At 62.9% G+C, this 25,399-nt stretch carries 26 protein-coding genes; 23 read left to right on the top strand and 3 right to left on the bottom strand.

The genetic code is table 11. From position 1 onward, the window contains the following. Positions 1 to 65: 65 nt before the first annotated feature. From RID42_06120 to thiD, 16 genes are all read left to right on the top strand, one after another. Positions 66 to 815, top strand: a complete 750-nt coding sequence (locus RID42_06120) for a YebC/PmpR family DNA-binding transcriptional regulator (GenBank protein MEQ8247240.1) — start codon at positions 66 to 68, stop codon at positions 813 to 815. 9 nt (positions 816 to 824) lie between these two features. Then, positions 825 to 1,334: a crossover junction endodeoxyribonuclease RuvC gene (gene ruvC / locus RID42_06125; protein ID MEQ8247241.1), complete on the top strand. Its 510-nt coding sequence runs from the start codon at positions 825 to 827 to the stop codon at positions 1,332 to 1,334. Next, positions 1,331 to 1,972 (top strand): Holliday junction branch migration protein RuvA, encoded by a 642-nt coding sequence (ruvA, locus tag RID42_06130; GenBank protein ID MEQ8247242.1) that lies wholly within the window; start codon positions 1,331 to 1,333, stop codon positions 1,970 to 1,972. The genes ruvC and ruvA overlap by 4 nt, the downstream gene beginning before the upstream one ends. 20 nt (positions 1,973 to 1,992) lie before the next feature. Further along, on the top strand, positions 1,993 to 3,024 hold the full coding sequence (gene ruvB, locus RID42_06135; GenBank protein ID MEQ8247243.1) for a Holliday junction branch migration DNA helicase RuvB: 1,032 nt from the start codon (positions 1,993 to 1,995) through the stop codon (positions 3,022 to 3,024). Then, a complete protein-coding gene (gene ybgC, locus RID42_06140; GenBank protein MEQ8247244.1) occupies positions 3,017 to 3,484 on the top strand; it encodes a tol-pal system-associated acyl-CoA thioesterase in 468 nt (155 codons plus the stop codon). Before ruvB ends, ybgC begins: the two co-directional genes overlap by 8 nt. A 12-nt stretch (positions 3,485 to 3,496) precedes the next feature. Further along, positions 3,497 to 4,228 carry a protein TolQ gene (tolQ, locus tag RID42_06145; GenBank protein MEQ8247245.1) on the top strand — a complete coding sequence of 244 codons (732 nt, stop codon included), beginning with the start codon at positions 3,497 to 3,499 and terminating at the stop codon, positions 4,226 to 4,228. A gap of 53 nt (positions 4,229 to 4,281) precedes the next feature. Further along, on the top strand, positions 4,282 to 4,662 hold the full coding sequence (tolR, locus tag RID42_06150; protein ID MEQ8247246.1) for a protein TolR: 381 nt from the start codon (positions 4,282 to 4,284) through the stop codon (positions 4,660 to 4,662). Positions 4,663 to 4,671: 9 nt separating this feature from the next. Next, complete coding sequence (locus tag RID42_06155) at positions 4,672 to 5,592, top strand: energy transducer TonB (GenBank protein ID MEQ8247247.1); 921 nt, start codon at positions 4,672 to 4,674, stop codon at positions 5,590 to 5,592. 17 nt (positions 5,593 to 5,609) lie between these two features. Next, complete coding sequence (gene tolB / locus RID42_06160) at positions 5,610 to 6,974, top strand: Tol-Pal system beta propeller repeat protein TolB (protein MEQ8247248.1); 1,365 nt, start codon at positions 5,610 to 5,612, stop codon at positions 6,972 to 6,974. Between the two features lie 209 nt (positions 6,975 to 7,183). Next, entirely contained in the window at positions 7,184 to 7,720 is a 537-nt protein-coding gene (gene pal / locus RID42_06165; GenBank protein MEQ8247249.1) for a peptidoglycan-associated lipoprotein Pal, read from the top strand. 131 nt (positions 7,721 to 7,851) lie between these two features. Next, positions 7,852 to 8,793 carry a tol-pal system protein YbgF gene (ybgF, locus tag RID42_06170; protein ID MEQ8247250.1) on the top strand — a complete coding sequence of 314 codons (942 nt, stop codon included), beginning with the start codon at positions 7,852 to 7,854 and terminating at the stop codon, positions 8,791 to 8,793. Between the two features lie 17 nt (positions 8,794 to 8,810). After that, a complete protein-coding gene (tilS, locus tag RID42_06175; protein ID MEQ8247251.1) occupies positions 8,811 to 10,121 on the top strand; it encodes a tRNA lysidine(34) synthetase TilS in 1,311 nt (436 codons plus the stop codon). An 83-nt stretch (positions 10,122 to 10,204) separates the two neighbouring features. Then, the gene (ftsH, locus tag RID42_06180) at positions 10,205 to 12,139 is read left to right on the top strand and encodes an ATP-dependent zinc metalloprotease FtsH (protein ID MEQ8247252.1); all 1,935 of its coding nucleotides are present in this window, start codon (positions 10,205 to 10,207) and stop codon (positions 12,137 to 12,139) included. A gap of 8 nt (positions 12,140 to 12,147) precedes the next feature. Further along, a complete protein-coding gene (folP, locus tag RID42_06185; protein ID MEQ8247253.1) occupies positions 12,148 to 13,290 on the top strand; it encodes a dihydropteroate synthase in 1,143 nt (380 codons plus the stop codon). 70 nt (positions 13,291 to 13,360) lie between these two features. Further along, positions 13,361 to 14,701: a phosphoglucosamine mutase gene (gene glmM / locus RID42_06190; protein MEQ8247254.1), complete on the top strand. Its 1,341-nt coding sequence runs from the start codon at positions 13,361 to 13,363 to the stop codon at positions 14,699 to 14,701. A gap of 9 nt (positions 14,702 to 14,710) precedes the next feature. After that, complete coding sequence (thiD, locus tag RID42_06195; protein MEQ8247255.1) at positions 14,711 to 15,529, top strand: bifunctional hydroxymethylpyrimidine kinase/phosphomethylpyrimidine kinase; 819 nt, start codon at positions 14,711 to 14,713, stop codon at positions 15,527 to 15,529. A 12-nt stretch (positions 15,530 to 15,541) separates the two neighbouring features. On the opposite strand, the gene RID42_06200 is transcribed toward thiD, so the two are convergent. Beyond that, on the bottom strand, positions 15,542 to 16,159 hold the full coding sequence (locus tag RID42_06200) for a PA14 domain-containing protein (protein MEQ8247256.1): 618 nt from the start codon (positions 16,157 to 16,159) through the stop codon (positions 15,542 to 15,544). Positions 16,160 to 16,343: 184 nt separating this feature from the next. Between RID42_06200 and RID42_06205 the strand changes: the two genes are divergently transcribed. From RID42_06205 to RID42_06220, 4 genes are read left to right on the top strand one after another with little or no spacing between them, the layout of a single operon-like run. Then, positions 16,344 to 17,507, top strand: a complete 1,164-nt coding sequence (locus RID42_06205) for a phosphoserine transaminase (protein MEQ8247257.1) — start codon at positions 16,344 to 16,346, stop codon at positions 17,505 to 17,507. Positions 17,508 to 17,523: 16 nt separating this feature from the next. Next, positions 17,524 to 19,104 carry a phosphoglycerate dehydrogenase gene (gene serA / locus RID42_06210; GenBank protein ID MEQ8247258.1) on the top strand — a complete coding sequence of 527 codons (1,581 nt, stop codon included), beginning with the start codon at positions 17,524 to 17,526 and terminating at the stop codon, positions 19,102 to 19,104. Positions 19,105 to 19,154: 50 nt separating this feature from the next. Next, positions 19,155 to 20,303 (top strand): ATP phosphoribosyltransferase regulatory subunit, encoded by a 1,149-nt coding sequence (locus tag RID42_06215; protein ID MEQ8247259.1) that lies wholly within the window; start codon positions 19,155 to 19,157, stop codon positions 20,301 to 20,303. Positions 20,304 to 20,327: 24 nt separating this feature from the next. Next, complete coding sequence (locus RID42_06220) at positions 20,328 to 21,620, top strand: adenylosuccinate synthase (protein ID MEQ8247260.1); 1,293 nt, start codon at positions 20,328 to 20,330, stop codon at positions 21,618 to 21,620. A gap of 21 nt (positions 21,621 to 21,641) precedes the next feature. On the opposite strand, the gene rpoH is transcribed toward RID42_06220, so the two are convergent. Together rpoH and RID42_06230 are read right to left on the bottom strand one after the other, a co-directional pair. Beyond that, positions 21,642 to 22,544 carry an RNA polymerase sigma factor RpoH gene (gene rpoH, locus RID42_06225; protein MEQ8247261.1) on the bottom strand — a complete coding sequence of 301 codons (903 nt, stop codon included), beginning with the start codon at positions 22,542 to 22,544 and terminating at the stop codon, positions 21,642 to 21,644. 101 nt (positions 22,545 to 22,645) lie between these two features. Further along, on the bottom strand, positions 22,646 to 23,599 hold the full coding sequence (locus RID42_06230) for an RluA family pseudouridine synthase (GenBank protein ID MEQ8247262.1): 954 nt from the start codon (positions 23,597 to 23,599) through the stop codon (positions 22,646 to 22,648). 39 nt (positions 23,600 to 23,638) lie between these two features. On the opposite strand from RID42_06230, the gene RID42_06235 reads away from it, so the two are divergent. The 3 genes from RID42_06235 to RID42_06245 are packed head-to-tail and all read left to right on the top strand — an operon-like array spanning position 23,639 to position 25,379. Continuing rightward, a complete protein-coding gene (locus tag RID42_06235; GenBank protein ID MEQ8247263.1) occupies positions 23,639 to 23,920 on the top strand; it encodes a DUF6476 family protein in 282 nt (93 codons plus the stop codon). Beyond that, on the top strand, positions 23,917 to 24,345 hold the full coding sequence (locus RID42_06240; protein MEQ8247264.1) for a M67 family metallopeptidase: 429 nt from the start codon (positions 23,917 to 23,919) through the stop codon (positions 24,343 to 24,345). The genes RID42_06235 and RID42_06240 overlap by 4 nt, the downstream gene beginning before the upstream one ends. Then, positions 24,345 to 25,379, top strand: coding sequence for a low specificity L-threonine aldolase (locus tag RID42_06245; GenBank protein ID MEQ8247265.1), 1,035 nt, complete (start codon positions 24,345 to 24,347; stop codon positions 25,377 to 25,379). The genes RID42_06240 and RID42_06245 overlap by 1 nt, the downstream gene beginning before the upstream one ends. Positions 25,380 to 25,399: the final 20 nt, after the last annotated feature.

The following is a 25,399-nucleotide window of genomic DNA, read 5'->3' on the forward strand; positions in this document are numbered from 1 at the left end:
TTCTCGCACAATATCTGGTATAAACCGGATATTGTCTTACCAGCATTAGAGTGGCATTCCCGAGCATGGCCGGTCATTCCCAATTCAAGAACATCATGTTTCGAAAGGGCGCGCAGGATGCGAAGCGCGCCAAGGTCTTTGGCAAGCTTATTCGCGAACTGACGATCGCGGCGCGGTCCGGACAACCGGACCCCGCCGCGAACCCGAGGCTCCGCACTGCTATTGCGGCGGCTAAGGCGGCGAACTTGCCGAAAGACACCATGGAGCGGGCGATCAAACGCGGGGCGGGCGAAACCGACGGCGAAAACTTCGAGGAGATTCGCTATGAGGGCTACGGGCCGGGCGGTATCGCCGTCATCGTCGAGGCGCTGACCGACAACCGCAACCGCACCGCCAGCGAAGTGCGCAGCGCCTTTACAAAGAACGGCGGTTCGCTCGGCGAAACGAATTCCGTTTCGTTCCAATTCAATCGGGTTGGCTCGATTCGTTACGAAGCGGCGGTCGCGACGGCGGACGACGTTCTCGAGATCGCCATCGACGTCGGTGCCGATGAGGTCGAGTCCGATGCGGAGATGCATGAGTTCCTGTGCGCCCCCGACGGGTTCTACGAGGTGCGCGAAGCGCTCCAGGCCAAGTTGGGCGATCCGCAATCGGCCGAGATGATGTGGCGGCCGAGCAACACGGTGCCCATAGAGGGAGACCAAGCCCGGGCTCTGTTCAAGCTGATCGAAGCGCTCGATGACAGCGACGACGTTCAAAGCGTGTCGGCTAACTACGACGTCAGCGACGCCGAACTGGAAAGCCTTGGCGGATAGGACGCGCACATGATTCTGCTGGGGCTTGACCCTGGGCTGCGGGCGACCGGGTGGGGGGCGATCTCCCTCGATGAAGGTCGGCTTCGGCATATCGCGAACGGCACGATTCGCACCACCGCGAGCGCGTCCCTCGCGGAGCGTCTCTATGAAATATTTCGCGGCGTCGTCGACGTCGTCGAACGGATTGCGCCGAACGCCGCCGCCATCGAGGAAACCTTCGTCAACAAAAACCCCGATAGCACCCTCAAGCTCGGACAGGCCCGCGGCGTTGCCATGCTGGCACCGGCGACGCTGGGCATACCTGTGGGCGAGTACGCCGCCAATTTGGTCAAGAAAACCGTTGTCGGCACGGGGCACGCCGACAAAAGACAGATTCAAGCGATGGTGTCGCATCTTCTACCCGGCGTTCGCATCGATAGCAGCGATTCGGCCGATGCCCTGGCTGTTGCGATCTGTCACGGCCACCATCTGCCGCCACCCAATGTCCGGCGCACGGACCTCGCGGAGCGCAGGCAGTGATCGCCAAGCTCAAAGGAGTCGTCGATTCGGTCGGATCGGACCGCGCCGTGCTCGACGTCAACGGCGTCGGCTACCTCGTTTTCTGTCCGGCGGGAACGCTTCGGGATCTCCCCCCACCGGGCGGTGCGGCGACGTTGCTCATCGACACCCACGTCCGTGAAGACCACATCCACCTCTATGGCTTCTCGGATTCTCTGGAACGCGACTGGTTCCGGTTGTTGCAAACGGTGCAAGGGGTCGGCGCGCGGGTGGCAATCGCGATCCTGTCGGTAATTGGCCCCGCACAACTCGCCGAAGCGATCGCCGCCCAAGACAAAGCGCCGGTGACCCATGCGCCTGGGGTCGGCGCGAAGTTGGCCCAGCGCATTGTCGCGGAACTCAAAGACAAAGTTCCTTCGTTGATCGAGGTGCTGTCGTCGGGCGCGCCCGATGGCGCGGACGGCACACGTACCGCGCGCGGTTTGGTCAGCGACGCCGCAGCGGACGCGGTCTCGGCGCTCGTCAATCTGGGATACAGGCGTGTCGAAGCCTTTACCGCGGTAGCGGCGGTCGCACGGGACCAGGCGGGCGACCTCGAAGTTGAAGCGCTCATCCGCAGTGCGTTGCGCGAGTTGGCGCAGACCGGGAAAGTCGCGTGAGCGGCGCTGCCCAGGACCGGCTGGTGGCGGCGGACATCCAGGAGGACGATGTCCTCGGCCCCGGCATTCGACCGGTCTCGCTGGACGATTTCGTCGGCCAGGGCCAAGTCTGCGCCAATCTTCGGGTGTTCGTTGAGGCGGCGCGCGCGCGGAGCGAGGCATTGGATCACGTGCTTTTCGTCGGGCCGCCCGGCCTGGGTAAGACCACGCTCGCCCAAATCGTCGCACGCGAGCTTGGCGTCAGTTTTCGCGCAACCGCTGGACCGGTGATCGCGCGGTCCGGGGATCTCGCCGCGCTATTGACGAATCTCCAACCGCACGACGTTCTTTTTATCGACGAGATCCACCGGCTTAGCCCCGCCGTTGAAGAAATTCTCTATCCCGCGATGGAGGACTTTCATCTCGATCTGATCATTGGCGAAGGGCCGGCCGCCCGGTCGGTGCGGATCGACCTGCCGCCGTTTACGCTGGTAGGGGCGACGACGCGGTCTGGGCTCCTGACGACGCCGCTGCGCGAGCGCTTCGGAATTCCGTTGCGGTTGAATTTTTACGATACCGCCGACCTCGTCTTGATCGTCAGCCGAGGGGCGAGAATTCTCAACGTGCCGTTGAGCGACGAGGGGGCCTTGGAAATTGCCCGTCGGTCGCGCGGTACGCCGCGGATCGCCGGGCGGCTTCTGCGCCGGGTGCGCGATTTCGCCGCCGTAGCGGGGCACGACCGGATCGATCGCCTTGTCGCTTCCGAGGCGTTGCGCCGGTTGGAGGTCGATGAGCGCGGTCTCGATGCGATGGATCGCCGTTACCTCTCGTGCATCGCCGAATCCTTTGGCGGCGGGCCAGTCGGCATCGAAACCATGGCGGCAGCTTTGTCCGAACCCCGCGATGCCATCGAGGAAATCGTCGAGCCGTTCTTGATTCAAGAGGGCCTCCTGCAGCGTACGCCGCGCGGACGCCAACTCACGGCCGCGGCGTTCGCCCATCTTGGCTTGGCCGCGCCCGCCGCGGCGACGCGCCAACTCGAGATGCCGGTTGCCGAGGTCGACGATGACTGATGTGTCTCCCGAAGAGCCGAGTGCAGGGCGGATCGATCGCGGCGGCATCCATCATTTGCCGATGCGGGTCTATTACGAGGATACCGATGCTGCGGGCATCGTTTACTACGCAAATTATTTGAAGTTCGTCGAACGCGCGCGAACCGACATGATGCGGTTGCTCGGCGTCACCCATTCCCTAATGGCGTCGCAGGACGGCCTCTCCTTCGTCGTGCGAGGTTGCAGCGTTAAGTACCGCAAGCCCGCGCGGCTAGACGACGGGCTCGACGTAAGAACGCGCATCGAGCGGATCCGCGGCCCAGTGCTAGATGTCGTACAAAACGTTCATCGCGCAGACGATCTTTTGGTTGCGATCGACCTTCGCATCGCCTGCATGAACGGCGAGGGTCGGGTTCAAAGTTTGCCGCCACGGATCGCCGCCGCGTTCGCGCGAATCGTCCAACCGCTATCCGCGACTTAACCAGGGAGCACCATGGAACAACAAGCAGTTGAAGCGGCTGCAATCGCGGGGTCGGTCTCCGGAGACCTCTCGATTCTTAGCCTCGTTTTGCACGCCGACATCGTCGTCAAGCTCGTCCTTGTGTTGCTTGTCGGTGCCTCTATTTGGTGTTGGGCAATCATCTTCGACAAGGTGCGCCGTATTCGCCGGGTCTCGGCCAAGGCGGGCGAATTCGAAGAGGTCTTTTGGTCGGGCGGATCGCTCGAGGATCTCTACGACCGGATCGGGACCAAGGCCGACCATCCGATGGCGATGTTGTTCTCGTCGGCGATGCGGGAGTGGCGTCGGTCCGGTGCCCATGGACTCGTTGCCAACGACAAATTGTCGACCGGCGTGCAAGAGCGCATCGGTCAGGTGATGCGCTTGACCATCGCGCGCGAGCTCGACCGGCTCGAACGTTACATGGGCTTTCTTGCAACGGTCGGTTCCACCGCGCCGTTCATCGGCCTGTTCGGCACCGTGTGGGGTATCATGAATAGCTTCCAGTCGATTGCGTTGAGCAAGAACACAAGCCTCGCGGTCGTTGCGCCCGGCATTGCCGAGGCGCTTTTCGCCACCGCCTTGGGTCTGGTCGCGGCGATTCCGGCGGTCGTGGCCTACAACAAATTTTCCAGCGATCTCAATCGATTTGCCGGGCGCCTGGAGGGATTTGCAGGCGAGTTCTCGGCGATCCTCTCGCGCCAACTTGACGAGCGGAGCAGTTAGTGGCGGCGCTCCTATCTCGGCAGACCAAGCGCGACGGTCGCGGCCATCGCCTCATGGCCGAAATCAACGTAACGCCGTTCGTCGATGTGATGTTGGTGCTCTTGATCGTCTTCATGGTGACGGCACCTCTCCTGACGGTCGGCGTTTCGGTTGAATTGCCCGAAACGGCGGCGGCGCCAATCGCCGGCCAAGACGAACCGCTCGCGGTCAGCATCGATTCGTCGGGCCGGGTCTACATCCAGGATTCCGAAGTCAGTATGGAAACGCTGATTCCGCGGCTCGAAGCAATTACCCAAAACAATCCTGACGCGCGCATTTTCGTCCGCGGCGATAGGTCGATCGACTACGGGCGCGTGATGGAAGTGATGGGGACCCTTAACGGCGCGGGCTTTAGGCGAGTGGCGCTCATCACCGAGCGGCCCCGGGCGAACTAGGGGCAAACTGTGCGTGGAGCGATTGCCATATCGGTAGCGTTGCACATTGCGATGGTTGCGGTTGCCTGGACCGGTGTGCCCACGTTGTTCAGGGAGGTGGCAAATGAGGAAACGCCGATCATCGTCGAACTGGTCACGATTGCCGATGAAACGCGCGCCGCGCCGGAAGTAGCAAAAAAAGAAGAACCTGTTCCAGAGGCGGAGCCGCCAAAGCCTGAACCGGTACAGGCCGCGCCGGAGCCCCCGCCGCCCCCGCCGCCGCCAACACCGGTGGCTAGGCCCGCGCCGCCCGTCGAAGAGAAGGTCGCCGCACTGCCACCCGCGCCAAAGCCCGAGCCAAAGCCCGAGGTCAAGGCGCCGCCGCCGCCCGAGACGCGCGTGGTCCCCGATCCACCGGCACCCAAACCGATTGAACCCCGGGTCGACGTTCGGCCGCAGACCAAACCCGAGCCGCCGTCGAAGACGGCACGATTCGATGCGGGCAAAATTTCCGTCTTGATCGATAAGTCTCGCAAGGAGAAGCCCGAGGAGGCCGAAGCCGAGGACGCGCCGAAGAAGTTCCTCCAGCCGCCACCGGTCGCGGAATCGCCGGTCCGACAGGCGGCGATTGGCAATCGACTGACGGTGAGTGAAGTCGATGCGATACGTTACCAAATCGAACAGTGCTGGAACGTACCGGCAGGCGCGCGCGATGCGCGCGATCTCGTGATCCGTGTCCGAATCAGTCTTAAACCGGATGGCTCGCTTCGGGCACCACCTGAAATCCTCGACCGCGACCGGATGAACGACGGCTTCTTCCGGGCGGCCGCCGAAAGCGCGCGCCGCGCCGTCCAACGCTGCACGCCACTTAAGAATCTGCCGACCGCAAAATACGACCGTTGGCAGGAAATAACGCTGACGTTCAACCCGAGGGACATGCTCGGCAGTTAGGAAACGAAGGAAGCCAAATGACCATCGTGAAGCGCTTACCCTCCACCGTCTTGGGGATTTGTCTGGCAGGTGCCATTTTTGCGGCGCTAGGTACGCTGCCCCGGACTGCACACGCCCAACTGCAGATCGACATCACGCGCGGCAACGTGGATCCCCTCCCGATCGCGATTGGCGACTTGGTCGGTACGACGCCGAACACCGACCAAGTCGGGCGCGATATTGCCGGCGTCGTTGCGGCCAATCTTGAGAGGTCGGGACTTTTCCGCGCGATAGAACGATCGGCTTTCATCGAGGATCCAACCCGGATCACGCTCCGGCCGCGATTTGGGGACTGGCGCCTCATCAACGCCCAAGCCCTGGTGACCGGCGCGGCCAGCCGCGAGCCCGATGGCCGACTCAGGGTCGAGTTCCGTCTTTGGGATACCTTTGCCGAACAGCAAATGACCGGCCTGGTGTATGTCGCCAATCTTGAGAACTGGCGGCGGATTTCGCACCTCATTTCGGATGCGATCTACAAGCGGCTGACCGGCGAGGACGGATACTTCGATACCCGGGTGGTCTATATCTCGGAAACCGGACCGGCCGACCGCCGGATCAAGCGACTTGCATTGATGGACCAAGATGGCGCCGGTCACCGGTTTCTGACCGACGGCAAGGATCTGGTTCTGACGCCGAGATTTTCGCCGACTCGTCAGGAAATCACCTACCTGAGCTATTTCTCCGACCGGCCGCGGGTCTACATCTACAACATCGATACCGGCCAGCAGGAAATCCTCGGGGACTTTCCCGGCATGACCTTCGCGCCCCGTTTCTCGCCCGACGGCGACCGTGTCGTTATGAGCCTCGCGGTGGACGGCAATTCTGATGTTTACACCATGGATATCCGGACGCGCCGCGTCGAACAGCTCACCCGGAACCCGGCAATCGATACCTCGCCATCGTTCGCGCCTGATGCGACGCAGATTACCTTCAATTCCGACCGCAGCGGGACCCAGCAGATCTATGTGATGAACGCCGATGGCAGCGACCAGAAACGGATCAGTTTCGGCGATGGCCGGTATGCGACGCCGGTATGGTCTCCTCGCGGCGACCTGATTGCCTTTACCAAGTTCCGGCAGGGGCGTTTCCACATCGGCATCATGCGGCCCGACGGTTCCGGCGAACGCCTGTTAACCGAAAGCTTCCTTGATGAGGCGCCGACTTGGGCCCCGAATGGGCGGGTCATCATGTTTTTTCGCCAGCAACCGCGGAACGACGACGGTTCGGGGGGCGAAGTTTCCCTTTGGTCGGTCGATTTGACAGGGTTTAACGAGCGTCGGGTGGTGACCCCACTGGACGGATCCGACCCTGCTTGGTCGCCCTTGTTCTCGGAAAGCCGGTAGAAAACCCCTCTAAACCCCTAGGACAGCAAGAAAAATTGTGGTTCGCTACTGGACAATGGGCCCGGTGCGCCCTATTTTGCGGCACGCGTTAGGGGACCTTATTTTTGGCCGATGCCGATTTGCCGGTTACCCCGGCAGTACGGTGTCGCTATGATGCGCAAACTCGGCCCGAGTGTTCGAGGCAGAGTTATGTCGCTACGGAGAGATCAATGCGCTTGAAGTTTACCACGATGATCGCCGCGCTCTTTGTCGTTGCAGCCTGTGCGACGGCCGGAGAGGAAGATTCTGCAACCAGTGGTGCCGGCGGTGCCGCCCAAACGACGGCCCCCGCTCGGGTTGAGCAGGCGCAAACCTCCCAGGAGGCGGCACGCCAAGCGCCCGCAATTACACCGGGTAGCGTCCAGGATCTCATCGCTAATGTCGGCGACCGGGTCTTCTTCGATTTCGACAAATTCGATCTGCGGCCGACCGCCCGGGCGACTCTCGAGCGGCAGGCGGCATGGCTCAAGCGATACCCGAACCTCAACGTGTCGATCGAAGGACACGCCGACGAAAGAGGGACGCGTGAGTACAACTTGGCGCTCGGCGAGCGTCGGGCCAACTCGGTAAAGGACTTTCTCATCTCTCAAGGGATTGATCCGCGTCGTGTTCGGACCATCAGCTACGGCAAAGAACGGCCCGTCGCCCTCGGCTCCAACGAAGCGGCGTGGAGTCAGAACCGGCGCGGTGTCACCGCCATCAACTAGTCGGCCAGACCGAATCGATCTGAGCGCCCGTCCCGGAAATCCGGGCGGGCGCTTTCGATTCCAGCGCCGCACCTAGTTCTGCCATAATTGCTCTGTTCAATAGTGGCGACGAAGGTGTTGGGGATCTCACGATGCACGGACTAGCGGCGCGGCTACTGCTGTTTGGAGGACTGGCGGTTCTCTTCGCACTGCCGGGCGCGGGTGCCTTTGCTCAGCAAGGCCGCGATACCGCGATTGCCCAACGCCTCAACGACATCGAACGTACGCTCCAGGACCTTCAAAGGGCCGTCTACCGCGGCGACGCGCCGCCGCCACGTTCGAGTGCGCCCCAGAGCAGCGGCCCCGTCGGCGGCGGTATTGCGCCGGAAGCCTTGACCCAGCGCCTCGTCTCCAACGAACAACGGATGTCCGATATTGAGGCGGAACTTCGTCGCCTGACGGGGGTCATCGAACGTGCGGCACATCAGGCCGATCAAATGGGGTTGCGCCTCGACAAGTTGGTGGCCGATGTCGACTTCCGCCTTACTGCCCTGGAACGGGGCCCCCAAAGCGGTCAGAATCAAGGTCAAGCAGATGCTTCGCTTCCCGGCGAGCGCGGTGTCGCCAGGGCGGCAGAGACGCCCCAGGCGACCGCGCCACGGCAATCGCCGGTGACGCCGGTACCGGCTCAGACGTTACCCGACGGGACGCCCGCGCAGCAGTACGACCGTGCCTTGTCGGTGTTGATGACGGGGGCGGATTACGATACCGCGGAGAAGGCGTTCCGCGCTTTCCTCGATCAGAACGCCGGACACCCGCTCGCGGCGAATGCGCAGTACTGGCTCGGCGAAACCTATTACGTGCGAAAGAACTATGCGGAGGCTGCGGCCGCATTCATTGAAGGCTACACGCGTTATCCGGAGGGGTCCAAGGCGCCCGACAATCTGCTCAAGCTCGGCATGTCATTGGCGGCTTTGGACAACAAAGAAGATGCCTGCGCCTCACTTGGGGAGCTTGAGTCGCGCTTCCCTGCTGCCGATCCGCGTCTGCGCGAACAAGCTAAACAGCAAAAAGAAAAACTGGGCTGTCCCTAGGACAGCAGAGCGTATCGATGCCGGTCGAACGACCACATCAAGACGACTGGTCCGAACTCGGTGGATCGTTCGATGCTGCGATGGGGCGTTTCGGTCCGTTCGAGAGCGCGCCGCATCTCGCCGTTGCCGTTTCGGGTGGCCCCGACAGCATGGCGTTGGCTGTTTTGTCGCGCGACTGGGCTTGGCGACGGGGTGGTAGGGTCACCGCATTGATTGTCGATCACGGCCTCCGTTCGGGATCGTCTGCCGAAGCGTCGTTGGTCCGCGATCGCCTCGACGCCATCGGGGTGGGTTCGGAGGTTCTCGAATGGCGGGGCGCCAAACCGCAAAGCGGTATTCAGGCGGCGGCAAGGTCGGCGCGTTATGACCTCCTGTCCGACTGGTGCCGGCGTCGCGGGGTCCTCCACCTCCTGACCGGCCACCACGCCGCCGATCAAGCGGAAACAATCGCTATGCGCGCCGCTCGGCACAGCGGTCTCGACGGCCTGGCGGGTATGTCGGCGGTTGTCGAGTGGCGGGATTGCCGTCTTCTTCGGCCGCTTTTGCGGGTCGCGCGCCGGGACCTTCTAGTCGCGTTGTCAGGTGCGGGAATCCCTTGGGTCGAGGATCCCAGCAATGCTGACCCAAGGTTTGAGCGTGCGCGGCTGCGCGCGGGGTCGGAGACCGCGACGGTTCTCCCGAACCAGGCGGACCGCGCCGGCGCGGTGCGGCAGCAACGCGAACGTCTGTTGCAGAGCTCCCTCGGTCAGTCCTTGCAGGTCCATCCGCTTGGGTTTTGCACGGTGGATCTAACGCACCTGGACGGCGAGGCTGCTGCTTCCTGTTTGATCCACGCCGTCGCATGGGTCGGCGGCAGCAGGTACCGGCCTAGTCGACGCGCAGCGCACCGACTTTACGCCCAGGTTCTCGAACTTTCGCCGGGACGGGTTGCGACGTTAGGCGGGTGCAAGGTTCGCCGCCGCAAGGGGAGCGTGGCGATCGTGCGGGAATCTGCTCGGTTGCCGGCGCCCGCACACTTTGGGCCGGCGTCAGGGCAATTGTGGGATGGACGGTTTTGGGTCGAAGGGAGCGGCGCTTCCGACTTGCGGATGCCGATTCACATTGGCGCCCTTGGCGCTGTGGGCTGGAACCTGGTCCGTGCCGATGTTTCCAGCCACCGGATTGAAGGTGTTCCCCGGTCGGCCCTAGCGTCGTTGCCCACGCTCTGGCGCGACGGGAAACCCGTTGCAATTCCTTCGCTTTGTTACCAAACGATTCCCTATCCCTGGTTTTCCGCCGTTTTTAGACCACATCGCACGCTCCTTCCTGCCCCCTTTGCGGTTGCTTAACCGGTATTGTTCACTATGTAATCATGACGGTGCCGGTCAGTGCCCGGCCACCAGCGTAGTTTTGTGATTCAAGGAATGCGGATTTGAACAATCTCGGACGGAATTTGGCCCTTTGGGCCATCATTGCGCTACTCATCGTGGCGTTGTTCCAGTTGATCGGGAATGGAAACGATCGTCGCGATCAACAACCCGACCTCGCATTCTCCGAGTTCATTGCCGAGGTCGAGTTGGGGAACATTCGGGAAGTGACGATCCGCGGCAACGACATCGCCGGCAAATACGAGAACGGTCTGCAATTCAAAACCTATGCGCCGAACGATCCCGACCTGGTCCGCCGATTGTCCGACCGCGGCGTCCTGATCCGGGCCGAAGCCGCGACGAAAGAAACCTCTTTCTTGATGCAGTTGCTGATCTCGTGGGTGCCGTTCATCCTGCTGATCGGCGTGTGGATATTCTTCATGCGCCAGATGCAGGGCGGCGGCGGCAAAGCCATGGGGTTCGGTAAGTCGCGGGCGCGTCTGCTGACTGAGCGCCACGGGCGCGTCACCTTTGACGACGTTGCGGGCATCGACGAAGCCAAAGAAGAACTCGAAGAGATCGTCGAGTTCCTCAAGGATCCGCAGAAGTTCCAGCGCCTTGGCGGCAAGATTCCGAAGGGCGCCCTTCTGGTCGGCCCACCCGGAACCGGGAAGACCTTGCTCGCCCGCGCCATCGCGGGAGAGGCCAACGTTCCGTTCTTCACGATTTCGGGCTCCGATTTTGTCGAAATGTTCGTCGGTGTCGGCGCAAGCCGTGTACGTGACATGTTCGAGCAGGCCAAAAAGAACGCGCCCTGCATCATCTTCATCGATGAAATCGATGCCGTCGGGCGTCACCGCGGTGCCGGCCTGGGCGGCGGCAACGACGAGCGCGAGCAAACGCTGAACCAACTCTTGGTCGAAATGGACGGCTTTGAGACGAACGAAGGTGTCATTCTCATCGCCGCAACGAACCGCCCGGACGTACTCGACCCCGCACTCCTGCGCCCCGGTCGCTTTGACCGACAGGTTGTCGTGCCGAACCCCGACATTCTCGGTCGTGAGAAAATTCTCAAGGTCCACATGAAGAAGGTGCCGCTAGGTCCCGACGTTGTGGCGCGGACGATCGCGCGCGGCACGCCTGGTTTCTCGGGTGCGGACCTGGCGAACCTAGTCAACGAGGCGGCCTTGCTCGCGGCCCGAAAGGGCCGCCGGGTGGTCACGATGCAAGAGTTCGAGGACGCCAAGGACAAGGTCATGATGGGGGCCGAACGGCGCTCGATGGTCATGACCGACGACGAAAAACGTCTGACGGCCTACCACGAGGCCGGTCACGCCCTCGTCGGCGTCAATTGCCCGGCGTCGGATCCAATCCACAAGGCAACGATCATTCCCCGTGGGCGCGCGTTGGGCCTAGTCCAGCGGTTGCCCGAACAGGACAAATATTCCCAGTCGCGTGAGTATTTGAAGGATGCGCTCGCGATCGCCTTTGGTGGTCGTCTAGCCGAGGAGCTGATCTTCGGCGCGGAGAAAGTGACGACCGGTGCCTCTAGCGATATTCAACAAGCCACCGCGTTGGCGCGCCGCATGGTCACGGAGTGGGGCATGAGCGATAGGCTCGGTCCGCTTCGGTATATGGACAACGAGGAAGAAGTCTTTCTGGGTCATTCGGTGACCCAGCGGAAAAACGTTTCCGAGGCGACGGCGCAGATCATCGACGAGGAAATTCGCAGCATCGTCGATGCCGCGAATGCTCGGGCGCGCAAGATTCTCACCGAGAATCTCGAAGGCCTGCATACCCTCGCCAATGCCTTGCTCGAATACGAAACGCTAACCGGGAACGAGATCGACGCGCTGTTGCGCGGCGAGACCATCACCCGGGTCGACCCCGAAGAACCGGCGGGCAGCGGTGGCTCGAGTTCACCGATTCCGACGACCGGCACAAAAGACCGCGGGCATGCCAATCCGGGATTTGATCCGTCGCCGCAGCCGGAATCCTAGTCTGAAAAATGATTGCAGGACTGGATAGCCCCGCGCTTGCGCGGGGCTTTTCATCGCTTGACGGTGCCCGTCTGGTGCCGACCGGGATCGTCGGCGCCGCACCGGCGGCGAATGCCGTTGCGGCGGGCGAAGCCTGCTGGTTGGCGGGCGGGCCTCTGGCATACACCCGCCTGCGACTCCTGTGGCACACGGATCCAAAAGGTGGGCCGGCGTCGGAAGCCGAGGCGTCGCTGCAGTCGTTTCAGGATTGGACATTCAGAACCGGCGACGGCGTGGCCATGGCGGCGGCATTGGCATCCTTGTCCGATCCGCGGCCGCCCATTGCGGGGCTGGGTCACGAAAAGCCCAAGATTGTCGGTATCCTAAACGTCACCCCGGACAGTTTTTCGGACGGCGGAAGATTCGAAACGACATCGGCGGCAATCAAACACGGTCTGGCCATGATCGAGGCCGGCGCGGACATGCTCGATATCGGTGGCGAGTCGACCCGCCCTGGGGCCGATCCGGTCCCCGCGGCCGAGCAATGCCGCCGAGTCCTCCCGGTCGTGGATAAATTAGCTGGGCGCGTCCCGCTATCGGTCGATACCCGAAGCGCCGACGTCATGCGCCAAGCCCTAAAGTCTGGCGCCGCCGTTGTGAACGATGTCTCCGCGCTGACCGCCGACCCGGCTGCGATCGACATCGTCGCCGAAAGCGGTTGCCCGGTCATTTTGATGCATAGCCTCGGCTCACCCAAGACCATGCAGGAGGGGCCGCGCTACCGGGACATTCGGCTCGACATCGCCGCGTATTTGGAGCGTCGCGTCGCCGCCTGTGCTGTGCGCGGAATCCCCCGCGGCAGGATTGTTGTCGACCCCGGAATCGGGTTCGGCCAGACCGCCGGACACATCGGGGTGTTGATGCGCGATCTCGCGGTCCTCCACGGATTGGGCTGCCCGGTGATGCTGGGGGCCTCGCGCAAGAGCTTCATTGGGCGGGTTGATCGCCCCGAGCCGGCGGACCGCCGCATCGGCGGTTCCATCGCCGCGGCGCTTCTCGGGGTCGCCCAGGGCATTCAGTACCTGCGAGTGCACGACGTCGCCGAGACCCGTCAGGCTCTGGCGGTGTGGATGCACGGCGGTGGCCATGAAACACTTCGCAGCAACTCGTGAAGCGACACTGGACAAGACTCAATCGTGCGAATGTGATTCGATGGCGAATGGACAGAGTGGCAACTCCGGGATGACGCGCAAATATTTCGGCACCGACGGCATTCGCGGTGCAGCCAACCAAGAACCGATGACGGCTGAAACGGCGTTGAAGTTGGGCATGGCCGCCGGTCGGGAGTTCTATCGCGGCGACCATCGGCACCGTGTCCTGATCGGCAAGGACACCCGTTTGTCGGGATATATGCTTGAGCCGGCGCTGACCGCGGGCTTCACCTCGGTGGGAATGGATGTGATCTTGGTCGGCCCGATGCCGACCCCCGCGGTAGCGATGCTGACGCGAAGCCTCCGCGCCGATCTCGGCGTGATGTTGTCGGCATCGCATAACCCATTCGAGGATAATGGCATCAAATTGTTTGGGCCGGACGGCTACAAGCTATCCGATGACGAGGAACTGCGTATCGAGGCTCGCATGGAGGCGGGCCCTGATCTCGTTCCCTCCGCGCGTCTCGGCCGCGCCCAACGGCTCGAGGATGCGGGCGGTCGCTATATCGAATTCATCAAAAGCACCTACACCAGCCGCCGGACACTCGATAATCTTAAAGTCGTGATCGATTGCGCGAACGGCGCCGCCTACAAGGTGGCCCCGACGGTCCTCTGGGAGCTCGGCGCCGAGGTGGTGCCGATCGGCGTTCGGCCGGACGGCACAAACATCAACAAAGGATGCGGGTCGACGTCTCCGGCGGTGTTGAGCGAGCATGTCGTTGCCCACGGCGCGGATATCGGCATTGCGCTGGACGGTGACGCAGACCGACTCGTCATCGTCGATGAACTCGGGCATGTGCTCGACGGCGATCAGGTGATGGCCATGATCGCGCAGCGCTGGCACGCAACCGGGCGGCTACGGGGCGACGCGGTCGTTGCCACGGTTATGTCCAACCTCGGGCTTGAGATATTCCTCCGCGAACGTGGGCTCACGCTCCACCGGGTCCAAGTTGGCGACCGCTACGTCTTGGAACATATGCTGGCGCACGGATTGAACCTTGGCGGCGAACAGTCCGGCCACATCATTATTTCAGACCACGCGACGACCGGAGACGGGCTGTTGGCGGCGCTCCAAATTCTTGCCCTTGTTACCGATGAAGCGCGGCCGGTGAGCGAAGTGAGTCGGCTCTTCGAGCCCGTACCGCAGCTTCTCCGCAACGTTCGGATCAAGGGCGGGACGCCCTTGGAGAACGCCGGCGTGAAGGCGGCTATCGCAACCGCCGAGCAGCAGCTTGGGGAAAAAGGTCGCGTGCTCGTTCGTAAGTCGGGGACCGAACCGCTCGTTCGAGTCATGGCGGAGGGCTTCGATTCGGCCCTTGTTGCACGCGTTGTCGATGACGTGAGCGCCGCTGTCGAACGGGCCGCGGCCTAGCCTACGCGCATGCACGGACGCGTTTTGGTGATCGCGGGGTCGGACTCCGGCGGTGGCGCGGGGATCCAGGCCGACATCAAAACCATCGCCGCCTTGAACGCTTTTGCGATGACCGCGATTACCGCGCTCACCGCCCAAGACACGAACGGCGTCCACGGCATTTACGATGTCCCCGCAGAGTTCGTCGCCCAGCAAATTGCCGTGGTTCTCGCCGACCTCGGGGCCGACGCCGTGAAGACGGGCATGCTGCCGAACGCGGCGGTGATCGATGCCGTTGCCGAAACGCTCGAAGGGTCCCTCGCAGATATTCCGCTGGTCGTCGACCCCGTCATGATGGCCAAGGGCGGCGATTCCCTGATCTCCGTGGATGCCGTTGATGCGTTGAAGCGGGCGCTAATTCCCGGTGCGGCGGTGCTGACGCCCAATCTGCCCGAAGCCGCTCTATTGGTGGGGCGACCGATCCGTACCGAGGCCGATATGGTCGCGGCAGGGGACGACCTCCTAGCTTTGGGCGCCCGTTGCGTCCTGCTCAAGGGCGGGCATCTCGAGGGCGACCGGGTCTGCGATTTGCTGTTTGGGTCCCAGGAAATGCAACGCTTCGAATCGGCCCGGATCGACAGCACCCATACGCATGGGACCGGATGTACCCTCGCGTCCGGGATTGCAGCCGGTCTTGCACAAGGTCTGACGGTGCCGCAGGCGGTTGCGCGTGCGCGTGCCTATGTCATCGAAGCGATCCGTACCGCGCCGCGGTATGGGTCTGGGCACGGACCGATGAATCACAGCCACCCGCTCGACCGCCGGGGCAACGGTTCCGGCGCGGGTTAGGATCGGGCCGGGCTAGCTGGTCTTGTCATCCTCGCCGGGAATGTGGCCGAAGGCCGAAGCCGGAACGAATTCGAACGACGACGCGCCGGGGCCCTGCCAATAAAGCTCGAGGGTCGAGGTACTCTTCTTCTCGTAATAGATCATCCGAATGGGATACCAGCCGGCCCCCTCGGCCACGACCTCAAGGTTTGGGGACCATGTGTCGGGCGCCACGAACGGTGCGTCGTAGATCATCTTGTCGCCGATCCAGACGCGGACGCCGTCGTTGTGCTGGACCGAGAATAGATAGGTGCCCGGTTTGTCGATCTTGATGTAGCCCTGGATGAACGCGCCGACCATGTCGTCGTTCTTGTTGGTGAGGACAGGGCCGGCGCCGACGTTGTAGTTCAGCATCGGTAAGGGCTCGCCGCGGACTGGCTTCATCCAAGTGGAGGCGTTGATCACTTCTTCAATATGGTCGAAGCGGTCCTGGTAGTACTTGACGCTCAGCCCAGGCTTGATCGCGCCTGCGTCGGGTTGGGGCGCGGCGGCGCTTATCGTTTCCGCGGCGCTCGCAAGGGGCGCCACAACCCCAATCGACGCCACGAGTAGAGCGGCTAGAAAGAAGCCAGAAATTGTCGCACGCACCATGGTATCGCCTCCTCAGCAAATCCCTGCGGCCCTGGGATTATGATTCCATTCCGGGCCGGTTAACTCAACCATGATTCTATTGGCGGCGCGTTAAGGCGCGTTGACAAGCCCGCGGTTGATCCATATACCCCGCGGCGGGTCACAGCCCCCCAACGGGTTGCGCTATTCTGGAAGGGATAGGCGAATGACGAATACGAAGCCAAACCGCAGACCGGCGAATCCGCAGTTTTCCTCGGGGCCGTGTGCAAAGCGACCGGGGTGGTCCGTCGATGCGCTGAAAGATGCGTGTCTGGGACGCTCCCACCGGTCCAAAGTCGGCAAAGCCCGCCTCAAAGCCATCCTCGACCAAACCCGCGATCTCCTGGGCATCCCCAAGGACTATCGCATCGGCATCGTGCCTGCCTCGGATACCGGCGCCGTGGAAATGGCGTTGTGGTCCATGCTCGGTGCCCGTGGCGTCGATCTCCTGGCCTGGGAGAGTTTCGGCGAGGGCTGGGTCTCCGACGTCGTCAAACAGTTGAAGCTCGGCGATGTGCGGGTGTTGAACGCGGGCTACGGCGCACTCCCCGATTTGACGGCGACCGATTCCGCCCGCGACATCGTCTTCACTTGGAACGGCACGACCTCCGGCGTTTGCGTGCCTCACGGCGACTGGATCGCCGACGATCGCGAAGGCTTGACCATTTGCGATGCGACCTCCGCGGCGTTTGCGTACGACTTGCCGTGGTCCAAACTCGATGTCACGACATACTCTTGGCAAAAAGTATTGGGCGGCGAGGCGGCGCACGGCATGCTGATCCTGTCGCCGCGCGCGGTGGCCCGGTTGGAGAGCTACAGCCCGCCCTGGCCACTGCCGAAGCTCTTTCGCATGACCAAGGGCGGAAAGTTCGACGAATCGATTTTCGAAGGCGCAACGATCAATACGCCCTCCATGCTGTGCGTCGAGGATGCGCTCGATGCTCTGCAATGGGTCGCCGCGATCGGCGGCCAACCGGAGATGGTGGAGCGGTCCAAACGCAACCTTGCGGTTCTCGAGAAATGGGTTGCCGCGACCCCGTGGGCCGACTTCCTTGCCGACGATCCTGCAACCCGATCTCGCACCTCGGTCTGCCTCAAGATCGTCGATCCATGGTTTGTGGCCTTGGACGCAGCCGCGCAAGCCGCAGCCGCGAAGAAGATCGGGGCAATGCTTGAGACCGAAGGCGTTGGGCTCGATCTGGACGCCTACCGCGACGCGCCGCCGGGCCTTCGAATCTGGTGCGGCGGGACGATCGAACAGACCGACCTGGAATTACTGACCCCATGGCTCGACTGGGCGTTCGCCGCAGTAAAGTCCTCGAACGCCTAGCCGACGGAGAGAAGCGATGCCAAAAGTTCTGATTTCGGACAAGCTTAGTCCGGACGCGACCCGGGTTTTCCAGGAACGCGGCGTCGAGGTCGACGAACGCGTCGGCATGACGCCCGAGGAATTGATCGCCTGCATCGGCGACTACGACGGTTTGGCGGTCCGGTCGTCCACCAAGGTGACCGAAAAGGTTTTGGCCGCCGCCGGGCGGCTCAAGGTCATCGGACGGGCCGGTATCGGCGTCGACAACATCGACGTCCCGGCCGCGACGGCCCGGGGCGTGATCGTGATGAACACACCCTTTGGTAACTCCATCACCACCGCCGAGCATGCCGTCGCAATGATGCTCTCTCTCGCCCGTCAGATCCCGGCCGCGAATGCCTCGACCCACGCGGGAAAATGGGAGAAGTCGCGATTCATGGGCGTCGAGGTTTACGGCAAAACCCTCGGGCTCATCGGTTGCGGCAACATCGGGTCGATCGTTGCCGACCGCGCCCAGGGACTCAAGATGAAGGTCGTCGCGTACGACCCCTACCTTTCGCCCGATCGCGCGGCCGACCTCGGCGTCGAAAAGGTGGAACTGGACGATCTGTTCGCCCGCGCGGATTTCATCACGCTGCACACGCCGTTGACTGAAGCGACGCGAAACATCATCGACAAAGACGCGATCGAAGCCATGCGCCCCGGGGTAAGGATCGTCAATTGTGCCCGCGGCGGCTTGGTCGTCGAGGCCGATCTCAAGGCAGGTATCGAGTCGGGCAAAGTCGCCGGCGCTGCCATCGACGTGTTTGCCGAAGAACCGGCCCGCGAGAACACCTTGTTCGGTTTGGACGACGTTATCGCGACGCCGCATCTGGGGGCCTCGACCAACGAGGCCCAAGAGAACGTGGCAATCCAGGTTGCCGAACAGATGGCGGATTATCTCACGGTCGGCGCCGTCACCAACGCGCTCAATATGCCGTCGATCAGCGCTGAAGACGCGCCAAAGCTGCGGCCCTACCTCAAATTGGCCCAGCAGGTCGGCAGCTTCCTCGGCCAACTCGTTGAATCGGGGATGAAGAGCGTCCGCATCGACTACGAGGGGCAGGTTGCTCTGCTGAACACGAAGCCATTGACCGCGGTGGTCCTCGAGGGACTGCTCCAGCCGCAAATGGACAGCGTCAACATGGTCAACGCGCCGGTGATCGCCCGCGACCGGGATATCGATGTCACCGAAGCGACCAACGAACGGAACGCCGAATATCACTCCTTGATCCGGCTGACGGTAAAGGGGAACGGAAGCGACATGACTGTCGCCGGAACGCTGTTTGCCGACGCCAATCCGCGAATCGTCCATGTCAATGGCATCGACATCGAAGCCGAGCTTGCGGCCAACACGCTGTTCGTCACCAACGACGATCTTCCAGGTTTCATCGGGCGTCTCGGCTCGGAACTGGGCGAGTCCGGCGTGAACATCGCGACCTTTCATCTCGGTCGCAAAGCGGCGGGCGGCGAGGCCATGTCGCTGATTGCCACGGACGAGCCGGTTTCCGACGAAATTCTGTCGAAGATTCGGGCACTTCCGATGGTGAACAACGCGAAATTTCTCCGCTTCGTTTAGCGCCTTGCCGTCGGACAAATCGTCCGGCACCGAGTAAACTTCCGCCCGACATGGTCTCCGACACCAGCAAAGCGCTCCTGCCCGCGGGCTTGGCCGACGATCTTCCGCCCGAAGCGGACATCGAAGCCGAGGTCGTTGGCGCTCTCATGGCGACATTCCGCGCCCACGGGTACGAGCGGGTAAAGCCGCCGCTCATCGAGTTTGAGGAAAGTCTCCTTGCGGGCCCCGGCGCGGCCCTTGCCCAGCAGACCTTTCGCATCATGGATCCGCAGTCCCAACGGATGCTCGGCGTGCGAGCCGATATGACGGTCCAGGTCGCGCGCATTGCCGAAACCCGGCTCCGCGACCGTGCGCGGCCGCTTCGGTTGTCCTATGCCGGGCAGGTGTTGCGAACCCGTGGCAGCCAGTTGCGCCCGGGACGGCAATTCTCCCAGGCGGGATTCGAATTGATCGGTTCGGCAAGCTTGGACGCCGATGTCGAGGCGATTCTCCTTGCGGCAGATTCATTGCAAAGCGCGGGCGCATCGAACCTGTCCATCGATCTGACCCTCCCGCACCTAGTCGGGATTCTTGCGGCGGACCGGGGGATTGTCGGACCTCGGCTCGACCAACTGCGCGATGCGCTCGACCGCAAGGATGCGGCTGCACTATCGGCAGCGGCCGAAGGCGATCCCGGCGGTACGTTCGGCCGGCTTCTCGGCGCCGCTGGACCGGTAGACGATGCGCTGGAGGCGCTTCGGGCCATCGCACTGCCTGCCGAGGTCGCGGAGGTGATTGCCGCAACCGAGGCGCTGGTGGCGTCGGCGCGGCCCCATCTCGGCGGGATGCTGTTGACGCTCGATCCCACGGAATATCGCGGGTTCGAATACCATACCGGGATCAGTTTCTCGTTCTTTGCCCGCGGTGTGCGCGGCGAACTGGGACGGGGCGGGCGCTACGTGCTCAACGACGGCGAGCCGGCGACGGGTTTTTCGGTCTATCTCGATTCGCTCCGCCGCGCGTTACCGCCCCACGCCAACGGCGGTCTTGTCTTCGTACCGGCGTCGACGGGGTTCGATCGGTGCAAAGAACTCCACGCTGAAGGGTGGCGCACGGTTCGCGGTCTCGACGGCTCGAGCGATGCGAAAGCCGAAGCGGCGCGCCTCGGCTGCACCCACATGTTGGCGGCCGGCGCTGTTGTCGCGCTGGATGACTCCTAAAGCTAAAGCGAACGGAAGGCACTGATGGCTAATGTCGCCGTAGTCGGCTCCCAATGGGGGGACGAAGGAAAAGGCAAGATCGTCGATTGGTTGTCCCAGCGCGCCGATGTCGTCGTGCGGTTTCAGGGCGGTCACAACGCCGGCCATACGCTCGTCGTCGACGGCGTCGTCTACAAGTTGAGCCTCCTCCCGTCGGGTGTCGTGCGCGGCGGCAAGTATTCGATCATCGGCAACGGCGTTGTCGTGGATCCGTGGGCGTTGCTGGCCGAGATCGACAAGCTACGCGCCCAGGGTGTCGAGATATCGCCTGAGAACCTTGCCGTTGCTGAGAACGCGACATTGATCCTTTCCGTGCACCGGGAGCTTGATGCGTCGCGCGAGGACTCCAACTCTGGAATGAATATCGGCACGACCCGGCGCGGCATCGGCCCGGCCTACGAGGACAAAGTTGGGCGGCGTGCCATCCGGGTTTGCGATCTTGCCGACCCCGTCGTTCTGGGCGAAAAGATCCGCGCGCTTCTTGCCCACCACAATGCCCTGCGGGCCGGGTTCGGCAAGCCGTCGATCGACGAAGCGGAGATCCGGACCGCTTTGGAAGAGGTCGCTCCAAAGATACTTCCCTTTGCCAAGCCGGTTTGGCTCCAATTGGAAGAGTTCCGCGCAGCCAATCGGCGGATTCTGTTTGAGGGTGCCCAAGGCGCGTTGTTGGATAACGACCATGGGACGTACCCCTTCGTCACCTCGTCGAACACGTTGGCCGGGCAGGTCGCCGTCGGCGCAGGGGTCGGCCCGAGTGCGGTGGGGTATGTGCTGGGCATCACCAAGGCTTATACGACCCGTGTCGGCGAGGGGCCGTTTCCTTCCGAACTAAAAGACAACGTCGGTCAACTGCTGGGGGAGCGCGGCCACGAATTCGGTACGGTGACCGGTCGGGCTCGCCGGTGCGGGTGGTTCGATGCAGTATTGGTTCGACAGTCGGTGAAGGTTGGCGGGATCGACGGGATCGCGCTCACCAAACTCGACGTCTTGGACGGCTTTCCCGAAATCAATATCTGCGTTGGATACCGGCTAAACGGCAAGGAACTCGATTATTTGCCGGCAGGGATGGGCGCCCAGGCCGGCGTCGAACCGATATACGAAACCCTCGAAGGCTGGGAGCAATCGACTCAGGGCGCCCGAAGTTGGGGCGAACTGCCCGCGACGGCGATCAAATATATCCGGCGCGTTGAAGAACTGATCGAGGCGCCGGTCGCGCTTTTGTCGACCAGCCCCGAGCGCGAAGACACGATCCTGGTCAACGACCCGTTCCGCGACTAACGCGGGGTCTGCGCCGCGGGGTTAGGTCAGCGCGGCGGGCCCGGAAAGCCGCTGCTCGAGCGAGGCATTGCGCATCGCTTTTTGCAGTTTCTCGAACGCCCGGACTTCGATTTGGCGCACCCGTTCGCGACTGATGTCGTAGGTTTGCGACAGTTCTTCCAGGGTCGAGGGTTCTTCCTTCAATCGCCGCTCGGTCAGGATGTGCTGCTCGCGTTCGTTGAGCGTCTTCAGCGCATCGTTGAGCAGTCCGCGCCGGCTTTCCAATTCTTCGGAATCCGCAAGCACCGTTTCTTGGCTAGGTGCCTCGTCCTCGAGCCAATCCATCCACTCGCCGTCGCCGTCGATGCGCATCGGTGCGTTCAAGGAGTGGTCGCTCGCCGAAAGGCGGCGGTTCATGTTCACAACCTCGGTTTCCGATACGCTCAACCGTTCGGCAATCTCTTTGACGTTGTCGGGGTGGAGGTCGCCTTCTTCCAGCGCGTTGATCTGGCCTTTGACCTTGCGCAGATTGAAGAACAGTTTCTTTTGCGCCGCGGTCGTCCCCATCTTTACGAGCGACCACGAATGCAGGATGTATTCCTGGATGGAGGCGCGAATCCACCACATGGCGTAGGTCGCGAGGCGGAATCCACGGTCGGGATCGAAGCGCTTGACCGCCTGCATCATGCCGACGTTGCCTTCCGAAATCAGCTCGCTGACCGGGAGGCCGTATCCGCGATAGCCCATTGCGATCTTGGCAACCAGGCGAAGATGACTGGTGACGAGTTTGTGGGCCGCTTCGGAATCCTCATGTTCGCGCCACCGTTTGGCGAGCATGAATTCCTCGTCGGGCGTCAACATCGGAAACTTGCGGATCGCTTGCAGGTAGGAAGACAGGCTGCCTTCCGCCGAGACGCTTGGGATCGTCGTTGTTCTAGCCGTCATGGTCTGCCTCTCATGCTACTTGCCGCCCCGCGCGGTGGCGGGCGGCGCTTTTACAATAGATAAGTGTCCCTATATCCGAGTTCAATAGTCGGTTATTAGATTCAGAGAGTCCCCAGCCAAGAAACTAAGTCTTTGAAATCGTTGGGAGGTTCGCTTTCAAAGGCGAGCCAGGCAGCGGTAATCGGATGGTGGAACCCAAGAACGCCGGCATGCAGCGCTTGCCGCCCGATTGGCGGTTTCGGGCTTCGCGCCCGGCCGTACACGCTGTCGCCGATTACCGGATGCCCCTTGTGGCTGAGGTGGACGCGAATCTGATGGGTCCGCCCGGTTTCAAGACGGCATTCAATGAGCGCGGCGGTCCGACCGAACCGGTGCAGCGTGCGATACCGGGTCAGCGCCGATTTGCCGCGCCCCTCTGCGACCACGGCCATTTTTTTGCGGTTGTGTGTACTCCGTCCGATGGAGCCCGATATTTCCCCTTCGGCCGGGGCCGGCATACCCCAAACGGCGGCGCGGTACACCCGCATGATCGAATGATCGGCGAACTGCGCGGCCAAGCCGGTGTGGGCCGCATCGTTCTTCGCGGCGATCAACAGGCCGCTGGTGTCCTTGTCCAACCGGTGGACGATCCCCGGCCGGCGGACGCCGCCGATACCGGAGAGACTGGATCCGCAATGGGCGATCAAAGCGTTGACTAACGTGCGGTCGGCGTTACCCGCGGCGGGGTGGACGACCAGTCCGGCGGGCTTGTCGATAACAATGACATCGGCGTCTTCGTAGACGACCGTAAGGTCCATTTCCTGTCCAACCGGCACCGGATCGCGTGCCTCGGGAATCGTCAGACCGATCTCTTGGCCGGCTCTGACCTTGGTTGCCGGGTCACGAACGGGCGTGCCGTCGACTGTCGCGTTGCCGTCCTGGATCAAGACCTTCAAGCGCGAGCGCGACACGTCGGGACAGGTCTGGGCAAGATACCGGTCCAGCCTAGCGCCGGCATCGGCGGGCGCGACAACGTGCTTGCGTTGCTTGGCCGATTCGGAAATGGTCTCAGACATCTCGCCGTATGTCATAGAGCCAGGGAGCCCCGCCCAACCGTGCAAGCACTAAAGGTTCTCGTCATCGTCATGGGGGTAATGATCGTTGCCGCGGTGATGGTCATCATCGTCACTATCATAAACCGGTCCCAGGATGCCGCGCAGCGATCGACGCCGTACGGCAAGGAAATCGCGCTGCCGGAGGGCGAAATTCTCGATATGGCAGTGGCGCCGGGCGAAGTGACCCTGCGCTACCGGTTATCCGATGGCCGCGAGCGCCTGTTCGTGATCGATACCAATCGGGGCCGTCTGCGCGGCACCCTCGATCTTACCCGGCCATGACGGTGGCGATTGGGCCGGTGGTGCTCCAAAAGATCGAGGCCCATGCCCGGGACCGCTATCCCGAAGAAGCCTGCGGGCTCCTTGTCGGCCGCTTCGAGGCCGATCGGACCGTCGTCACGGCGGCGCACGAAAGCGAAAACGTGGCGCCTGACCGGCGTACCGGTTTCGAGGTGGATCCAGGCTTTCGCCTTCGGCTCCAGCGCGACGTACGGGCTGAGGGCGCGGCCATTGTCGGCGTGTTTCACTCCCATCCATCGGGCGACGCGACCCCGTCGGCGACAGACCGCGAGTCGATTTGGGAACCCGATTTGATCTGGATAATAACGGCGGTTGACGGCGGTGCGCTCGGCGAAACCCGCGCGTTCGCGGTGGATGTGAAGGACCGCGGCCACACCTTTCGCGAAATCGCGTTGGCGGGCGTCTAGTGGATTTCCGCAGCGACAACGTCACCGGCGTCTGCCCCGAAGTTCTCGCCGCCATCGTCGCGGCAAACGACGGCTCGGCGGCGGCCTACGGCGAGGATGCATGGACCGAGCGGGCCGAGCGGGCGCTGGCGGACTTGTTCGAAACGCCGGTGGCGGTCTTTCCGGTTGCCACCGGCACCGCGGCCAATGCGCTGTCCCTTGCCGCACTGACACCCGTCTACGGCGCCGTGTACGCCCACGAAGCCGCCCACATTACGGTCGACGAATGCAATGCCCCGGAGTTCTATACTGGTGGGGCGAAAATCGTGCCGTTGCCCGGTGACCACGGCAAGATCGCCGCCGCGCACCTCGCACGGGTTCTCGCCGGCGCCGCGCCCCACGGCCATCACAATGCCCAGCCCGCGGCGGTGTCCCTGAGCCAGGCCAGCGAAGTCGGCACGGTCTATGGCGTGGACGAGGTCGCCGCCATCGCCGGGGTGTGCCGCGACCACGGCGTTGCCTTGCATATGGATGGTGCGCGGATCGCGAATGCTGTCGTCCATCTGGGATGTTCGTTTGCCGACCTGACGTGGCGGGCGGGGGTCGATGTGCTGTCCTTTGGGGCGACCAAGAACGGCGCGATGGCCGCCGAGGCCGTGGTCTTCTTCGACCTTGCGCGCGCCGAGCGGATGCCGTTCCTGCGCAAGCGCGCGGGGCACCTCTTGTCGAAAATGCGCTTTGTTTCGGCCCAACTCGAAGCCTACGCGCGCGACGATGTGTGGCGCCGCAATGCCGTCCATGCCAATGCCGCCGCCGCCCGCTTGGTCGAGGGGGTTAGGTCGCTGCCGGGGGTAGAATTGGTCCACCCGCTGCATGCCAATGAGATCTTTATCCGATTGCCGGCCAAGGCCATCGAGGGACTAGCCGCGGACGGCTTTCGCTTCCACCCGTGGGGCGATCCCGCTACCCATGCCGTGCGTCTCGTGACCGGGTTCTCGACGACGACGGCGGACGTCGACCGGTTCGTCAGGCGCGCACAGGCGTTGTGCGGCTAGACCGAACGCACAGAAGACGC

The organism is Alphaproteobacteria bacterium (assembly GCA_040216735.1).
GTDB lineage: Bacteria > Pseudomonadota > Alphaproteobacteria > SHVP01 > SHVP01 > CALJDF01.